Genomic DNA, 6,047 nt, shown 5'->3' on the forward strand with positions numbered 1-6,047 from the left:
CGCCCGACCCACCCCATAATTCGCTTTATGCGGCCAACCGCAACGCCTTTGCAGACCCCCGGACACCCCGCATGCCGCCCCTGCTGAAGATCCGTTCCGAGCGCGGGCAGATGTCGGCCATCGAGCGCCGCATCGCCGACTTCATCCTCGACAATGCCCACCTGCTGCGCGACTACTCGTCACAGCAACTGGCCAGCGCATTGGGCATCAGCCAGTCCAGCGTGGTGAAGTTCAGCCAGAAGCTCGGCTTCAAGGGCTACCCGGACCTGAAGTACTCGATCGGCCAGGACGTCGCCCGCGCCGGTGCCGATCCACAACAGGCGCCCAGCGAACCCGACAGCGCCGATGACTACCTGCGCCTGGGCGAGGCCCTGCGGCGCAGCAAGGCACAGGCCGAAGAGGAAACACGCCAGGCCAATCCACGCGAGGAGATCGAGCGCATCGTGCAGCTGCTCGACGGCGCGCCGAAGCTGTTCGTGTATGGGCTGGGGGACGACGGCCTGTATGCGCGCGAGTTCGCCATGCGGCTGTCGCTACTGGGCCTGCTGGTGGTGCCGCACACCGACCCGATCCTGATGCTGGCCAACCTCTCGGCCGCGCGCCCCGGCGATGCACTGTTGGTGTTCTCCGAGTTCGGCAACCTGCCGCAGCTTTCGCAGCTGTCACGGCAGTTCCAGGATATGGGTGGCAAGGTGATTTCCATCACCCGCCACACCGCCAACCCGCTGCGCGCGCATGCGGATGCGGCACTGGTGGTGTCTGCGCACGATCGCGCGGCGCAGGTGGCGCAGCTGCTGTACCGTAGCGCCATGCATGCCCTGCTCGATTTCCTGTTCGTGCTGCTCTGCAACGCCAATCCGGATCGCCAGCAGCAGCTTGCGGTGAACCTGGAGCGGATCGACCACCTGCTGGATTCCTGACCGGAGCGCCCGTTGATGAAATCGCTGGTCCGTCTTGCCACCGCTGCGCTGCTGCTTGCCGCCGCACTATCGCTTCATGCCGCGCCCCTGGATGGCGCACGCCAGCTGATCGTGGTCACCAGCGAAAGCTGGGACAGTACCCAGGGGCAACTGCAGGCCTATGTGCGCAACGGCAAGGGCTGGCACCCGCAGGGGCAGGCGTTCCCGGTGGCGCTGGGCCGCACCGGCAGCGCCTGGGGCCTGGGCCTGCACCCGGCGCAGCCCGACGGTCCGCAGAAGCACGAAGGCGACGGCCGCAGCCCGGCCGGCGTGTTCGCGCTCGGCAGCGCGTTCGGCTATGCGGTCACCCGCCCCGGCACCGCGATGCCGTACCAACCGATGCTCGACAGCAGCTACTGCATGGATGTGCCGGCCTCGCCGCTCTACAACCGCATCGTCGATGCGAAAAAGGTGGGCAAGGCAGCCGTGTCAGGCTCCACCGAGCCGATGCGGCTGGACCTGCACAACAAGGGCGACGTGCGCTACCGGGAAGGCTTCGTGATTGCCCACAACCCGGACAACCAGCCCGGCAAGGGCAGCTGCATCTTCGCCCATCTGTGGCGCCAGCCGGGTGAGGCCACCGCCGGCTGCACCGCCATGCCGCAGGCGCGCATGCAGGCCCTGCTGGACTGGCTGCGGCCGCAGGACGCGCCGCGTTTCGTGCTGCTGCCGCGCGCGGAGTACAAGCGACTGCAGGCGCAGTGGCAGCTGCCTGCACTGAAGGGAGACGGCCGTTGAGCGCGCAGGACGAACCGCAGCTGCAGCGCGCGGTCAGCCGCTGGCAGATCGTCGGCCTGTCGATCAACGATGTGATCGGCAGCGGCATCTATCTGCTGCCGGCCGCCACCGTCGCCCTGCTCGGCCCCTTCAGCCTGTGGGGCGTGGTCGCCGCCGGCATCGTCGTGGCCTTGCTGGTGCTGTGCTATGCGCAGGCCGCCAGCTACTTCGACGAACCCGGCGGCAGCTACCTGTATGCACGCGAGGCCTTCGGCCGCTTCGCCGGTTTCGAGATCGGCTGGATGATCTGGCTGACCCGCATCAGCTCGGCCGCTGCGCTCAGCAACGCACTGGCCGACGCGGTTGCGCGTTTCTGGCCGTGGGCCGGTGCAGGGCTGGGCCGCGTCGCGGTGATCGTGGTGTCGCTGGGCTTCCTCACCGGCATCAACATCATCGGCGTGCGTTCGGCCGCGCGCACCGGCGTGGTGCTGGTGATCGGCAAGATGCTGCCGCTGCTGCTGTTCGTGGCCATCGGTGCGTTCTACATCGACCCGAAGCTGGCCTTCTCCGGCCAGCGCCCGGACCCGCACGACCTGCAACGCATGGGCGAGGCCGCGTTGTTGCTGCTGTACGCCTACGCCGGTTTCGAGAACATCCCCGCCGCCGCCGGCGAGTATCGCAATCCGCGCCGCGACATTCCGTTCGCGCTGATCACCATGATCATCACCGTCACCGTCATCTACGGCGCGGTGCAGGTGGTGGCACAGGGCACGCTGGCCGGCCTGGCCAGCTCGGCCACGCCGCTGGCCGATGCCGCCGCTGGATTCGGTGGCGAAGCACTGGCGCTGATCCTGACCGTCGGTGCCACCATCTCCATCCTCGGCACCAACAGCAACACGATGATGATGGGCCCGCGTTTCCTGTTCGCGCTGGCACGCGATGGCTACGGGCCGAAGATCCTGGCCCAGGTGCATCCGCGCTTCCACACCCCGGCCGCATCGATCCTGTGCCAGGGCCTGATCGCACTCGGGCTGGCGCTGTCCGGCTCGTTCGTGCAGCTGGCGCTGCTGTCGATGACCACGCGCCTGTTCGCCTACATCGGTACCGCCGCTGCGGTGCTGGTACTGGCCAAGCGCTACGCCGATCGCCCGGGCGCGTTGAAGCTGCCCGGTGGGCCGCTGATTCCGGTGCTGGCGCTGCTGCTGTGCGTGGCCCTGTTCGCCAGCGCCAGCTGGCAGAACATCGCCGCTGCACTGGTGGCGTTCGCCATCGGCGCGGTGATCTACAAGCTCCCGCGCAAACCCGATCTGTAGAGTCGAGCCATGCTCGACTGGGTTTGGGATGCATGAGTCGAGCATGGCTCGACGATACAGACCCGCCCTTCACGCTGCCGGCCCCGGCCGTTAACCCTTCCCCAGGCACCCTCAGGTTTCGTCCACCACGGAGCCTTCCATGACCGAATACCAGATCCCCGGCCGCGTACCGGACGACAGCACGCCGCGCGACGCGGTCAGCAACTACTGGCGTGAGCGCTACACGGCCGAGCCGTACTACGACGACCAGCTGTTCTTCGAGGATTACGAACCGGCCTACCGCATCGGCCATGCCGCACGTGCACAGGACATGATCCGCGCCTACGAACAGGTCGAAGCTGAACTGGAGTCGCGCTGGGCCAGCGAGCGTGGCCGCAGCCGGCTGGAATGGGCGCAGGCACGCAATGCGGTGCGCCGTGGCTGGGACGAAGCGCAGCTGGCGGATCCGCGGTTGAAGCGATAGCGCCATGCTGCTGTAGAGCCGAGCCTACGCTCGGCTCTCGCACCACGTCGGTAGAGCCGAGCCGTGCTCGACTGAGCCGAGCCTACCCTCGGCTCTACACCGGATCGCTCACTCCTGTTCCGGCAGTGGCGGCACGATCGCGCTGCGCTTGCTCTCGCCGCCGCCAGCAGCGATCAGGTCGCGGGTGTTCTTCTGCACCGCCACCGCGCCGAACAGCGACAGTGCATACGCCATGCCGTAGAAGCCCTTCTCACTCGGTGCCAGGGTGGCGTTCCACAACCCAACCAGCAGCAGCATCAGCGCCGACAGCAGCGCGAACCAGCACAGCGCGTAGTACAGCGCGCTGACCGGAATGCCCTCGACGCGGTCGCGCACGCTCTTCTGCAGCGATACCGCTGCGAACAGGCCGAACAGCAGCAGGGTCAGGTAGTAGCCCTTCTCGTTGAGCGCCATCGCGGCGTTGAACAGGCCGATCAGATAGGCCGCCGCGCCCAGCAGCAGGGCCACCCACGAGGCGGCGATGAAGGCAGTGGACGGCTTGTGGGGTATCGCAGTGTTCATTGCAGGTCCTTGGCAGGCAGGCGGGCACGCTTTGCCCGGGCGTGCCCACCCTAGACGATCCCGCTGCGCTCGCACAGGGGTGGCAGGACCTTCGGGCCACGACGCTCACGGCGCCGGTGGTATACAAGGGAACGCCCGGCCATCCGCATCCCCGCCCTGGAGATACCCATGACCCGCACGCCCCTGCTGCTCGCCCTCGGCCTGGTGCCGATCCTCGCCACCTCCGCCTGCAACGCCGCCGACCCGGCCGCCAACGGCGCCCAGGCTGCTGCGCCCGCAGCTTCCACCGCCACCGGCCAGCGCCCGTTCACCGCCACCGAAGTCAGCCGTTTCGACCAGCCGTGGGCGATGACCTTCCTGCCCGATGGCAGCCTGCTGGTCACCGAGAAGCGCGGCAAACTGCAGCACCTGGACCTGGCCAGCGGCCAGAAGCACGAGATCACCGGCGTTCCGAAGGTCGCCTACGGTGGCCAGGGGGGCTTTGGCGACATCATCCTGCACCCCGACTTCGCCCGAAATCATGTCGTTTACCTCAGCTATGCCGAGGAAGGCACGCTCGACACCCGCGGCGCCGCCGTGGCCCGCGCCACCCTGGCGCTGGACGCCAATGGTGCCGGCCAGCTCAAGGACCTGAAGGTGATCTGGCGGCAGAGCCCGAAGGTCAGTGGCGAAGGCCACTACGGCCACCGCCTCGCCTTCGGCCCTGACGGCAAGCTGTGGATCAGCTCCAGCGAGCGGCAGAAGTTCGACCCGGCCCAGGACATGAGCGGCAACCTCGGCAAGATCGTGCGCCTCAACGACGATGGCAGCCTGCCGGCCGACAACCCGTTCGCCTCGCAGGGCGGCGTGGCCGCACAGGTCTGGTCGCTGGGCCATCGCAACATTCTCGGCATGGCCTTCGACGCCAACGGCAAGTTGTGGGCGCACGAAATGGGCCCGGCCGGTGGTGACGAACTGAACCTGATCGTACGTGGGGCCAACTATGGCTACCCGGTGGTGTCCAATGGCGATCATTACGACGGCCGCCCGATTCCCGACCACGACACCCGCCCGGAATTCGCCGCGCCGAAGGTGACCTGGACGCCGGTGATCTCGCCGGCCGGCTTCGTGATCTACAGCGGCAGCCTGTTCCCGCAGTGGAAGGGCAGCGGCTTCATCGGCGGACTGTCGTCGACCTCGCTGGTGCGCGTGGCCTTCGACGGCGACAGCGCGCGTGAAGCCGAGCGCTTCAACATGGGCGAGCGCATCCGCGAAGTGGAACAGGGCCCGGATGGCGCGTTGTGGCTGCTGGAAGACGGCAGCAAGGCACGCCTGCTGAAGCTGACGCCGAAGGCCTGAGGTCGTGCCGGCCGCTGGCCGGCATCGCGCCTGCGAAACGGCCCCGCACGCGGGGCCGTCTGCATTCATTGGATGGTGATGACCTTCACCTCGGTCTTCGTGCAGGCCTGATCCAGGCATGTCCCGTTCAACCACACCTGGCCACTGCCGATCATCACGCCCTGCTGGTTGACGAACACCTTGCCGAAATCCTGCTCGGACACCGCCTTGACCACCTCCGGCGTGATGATCTTCTCGTAGTTGCGCTGGAACTCTCCGGGGCCGGAGATCTTCTTGCCGCCGCTGATGTTCAAGGGGAACCGCACTTCCTCGACCACCGCAGCGCGATCTCCGCCAACCACGGCGGCCTTGAACGCGTTGAAGACCTTCTCGAACTGCGCGGCATCGCCGAGCAGCGATTCGATGCGCGCACGCGCATCTTCGGCGGGCGCCTCGGCTGCCGGTGCGGCAGGTGCAGCGGCGGCGGGTTCGGCAGCCGGCGCCGCCGGTTCAGCCGCAGGCGTCGCCGCAGCACTGGCCTCCATCGGCGGCGGTGCATCCACCGCAGGCGCGGCCGGCGGCGCCGGCTGCGAACAGGCCGCCAGCAACAGGGCGGGAATCAACACAGCGATCGTACGCATGCGCGGGCATCCATCGGTTCAAGAACACCGATGGTAGCGCCGCCGCAGTGAGGACAACAAAAAGGGGACGGAGGGG

General features: G+C 67.8%; 7 protein-coding genes. 5 read left to right on the forward strand and 2 right to left on the reverse strand.

All coding sequences use genetic code 11. The features are described from left to right. Positions 1-71: 71 nt before the first annotated feature. The 4 genes from ARC23_RS19320 to ARC23_RS19335 all read left to right on the forward strand — a co-directional run bounded on the left by ARC23_RS19320 (position 72) and on the right by ARC23_RS19335 (position 3,452). Positions 72-920: a MurR/RpiR family transcriptional regulator gene (locus ARC23_RS19320; protein ID WP_057498693.1), complete on the forward strand. Its 849-nt coding sequence runs from the start codon at positions 72-74 to the stop codon at positions 918-920. Positions 921-935: 15 nt separating this feature from the next. Continuing rightward, positions 936-1,697 (forward strand): L,D-transpeptidase family protein, encoded by a 762-nt coding sequence (locus ARC23_RS19325; protein ID WP_057498694.1) that lies wholly within the window; start codon positions 936-938, stop codon positions 1,695-1,697. Further along, positions 1,694-2,989 (forward strand): APC family permease, encoded by a 1,296-nt coding sequence (locus ARC23_RS19330; RefSeq protein ID WP_057498695.1) that lies wholly within the window; start codon positions 1,694-1,696, stop codon positions 2,987-2,989. The genes ARC23_RS19325 and ARC23_RS19330 overlap by 4 nt, the downstream gene beginning before the upstream one ends. A gap of 139 nt (positions 2,990-3,128) precedes the next feature. Next, a complete protein-coding gene (locus ARC23_RS19335) occupies positions 3,129-3,452 on the forward strand; it encodes a hypothetical protein (RefSeq protein WP_057498696.1) in 324 nt (107 codons plus the stop codon). A 108-nt stretch (positions 3,453-3,560) separates the two neighbouring features. On the opposite strand, the gene yiaA is transcribed toward ARC23_RS19335, so the two are convergent. Then, positions 3,561-4,013, reverse strand: coding sequence for an inner membrane protein YiaA (gene yiaA / locus ARC23_RS19340; RefSeq protein ID WP_057498697.1), 453 nt, complete (start codon positions 4,011-4,013; stop codon positions 3,561-3,563). A gap of 168 nt (positions 4,014-4,181) precedes the next feature. On the opposite strand from yiaA, the gene ARC23_RS19345 reads away from it, so the two are divergent. Then, entirely contained in the window at positions 4,182-5,351 is a 1,170-nt protein-coding gene (locus tag ARC23_RS19345; RefSeq protein WP_057498698.1) for a PQQ-dependent sugar dehydrogenase, read from the forward strand. Positions 5,352-5,416: 65 nt separating this feature from the next. On the opposite strand, the gene ARC23_RS19350 is transcribed toward ARC23_RS19345, so the two are convergent. Further along, on the reverse strand, positions 5,417-5,971 hold the full coding sequence (locus ARC23_RS19350; RefSeq protein ID WP_057498699.1) for a hypothetical protein: 555 nt from the start codon (positions 5,969-5,971) through the stop codon (positions 5,417-5,419). Positions 5,972-6,047: the final 76 nt, after the last annotated feature.

Source organism: Stenotrophomonas beteli (genome assembly GCF_001431665.1).
GTDB lineage: Bacteria > Pseudomonadota > Gammaproteobacteria > Xanthomonadales > Xanthomonadaceae > Stenotrophomonas > Stenotrophomonas beteli.